This is a genomic window from Streptomyces kebangsaanensis (assembly GCF_001906585.1).
GTDB classification, from domain to species: domain Bacteria; phylum Actinomycetota; class Actinomycetes; order Streptomycetales; family Streptomycetaceae; genus Streptomyces; species Streptomyces kebangsaanensis.
In genome coordinates this window covers 27,231-27,649 of the sequence record NZ_JUJA01000164.1, presented here as the reverse complement: position 1 = coordinate 27,649, position 419 = coordinate 27,231, and the positions used below count along the sequence as shown (strand labels likewise).

Annotated in this window: 1 protein-coding gene; it reads right to left on the bottom strand. The window is 64.9% G+C overall.

Going from position 1 to position 419, the window contains the following annotated elements:
* Positions 1–419 (bottom strand): cbb3-type cytochrome c oxidase subunit I (locus tag RH94_RS45320; RefSeq protein ID WP_234426224.1); only part of this gene is annotated, 419 nt, incomplete at both ends.

Here is a 419-nt window from a genome sequence, read left to right as displayed (position 1 = left end):
CCCAGCCGTTCGTCCAGCATCCTCCCGGTGATCTTGGGCCACCAGAAGTAGAAGCCGGCGAACATCGCGAACACCACGGTGCCGAACAGCACGTAGTGCAGGTGCGCCACGATGAAGTACGAGTCGGTCACGTGGAAGTCCAGCGGCGGCGCGGCGATGAGCACCCCGCTCAACCCGCCCAGCAGGAACGTCACCAGGAAACCGAACGCCCACAGCATCGGTGTCTCGAACGACAGCGACCCGCCCCGCATCGTCCCGATCCACGCGAAGAACTTGATCCCCGTGGGCACCGCGATCAGGTACGACATGATCGAGAAGAAGGGCAGCAGCACCGCGCCGGTGGCGAACATGTGGTGCGCCCACACCACCGCGGACAGCATGGTGATCGCGATGGTCGCCCCGATCATCGGCAGGTACCC